Origin of the sequence: Flavobacterium collinsii (assembly GCF_902804485.1) — a bacterium.
GTDB lineage: Bacteria > Bacteroidota > Bacteroidia > Flavobacteriales > Flavobacteriaceae > Flavobacterium > Flavobacterium collinsii.
This window is the reverse complement of record NZ_CADCST010000095.1, coordinates 1-382: the sequence shown is the minus strand read 5'-3', so window position 1 is coordinate 382 and position 382 is coordinate 1. Positions and strand designations below refer to the sequence as shown.

Annotated in this window: 1 protein-coding gene; it reads right to left on the bottom strand. The window is 38.5% G+C overall.

What is annotated here, in order from left to right; translation table 11 throughout:
* Positions 1–382 (bottom strand): AMP-binding protein (locus FLA105534_RS14325; protein WP_173966804.1); only part of this gene is annotated, 382 nt, incomplete at both ends.

Below are 382 nucleotides of genomic sequence, written 5' to 3'. Positions count from 1 at the left end.
GGCCAATACACAGCACTGGCTGATTCCACGTACCGATGACAATACATTCTCGATTTCACCAAGCTCTATTCGATAACCACGAATTTTAACCTGATTATCTTTTCTGCCAATAAACTCCAGATTACCATCAGGGAGCCAACGTGCTAAATCTCCCGTCTTATAAATTCTATCTCCCTCTTTAAATGGATTCTCTATAAACTTCTCTCGGGTTAACTCTTCCTGATTCAGATAACCACGAGCAACCCCTGCTCCGCTTACACATAGCTCACCAACTACACCCATTGGTAATAAGCTCATTTGTGAATCTAAAATATAGATCTGAGTATTGTTTATAGGAGTTCCAATACCGATTTCTTTAATATCAATAATATACCTATCATAA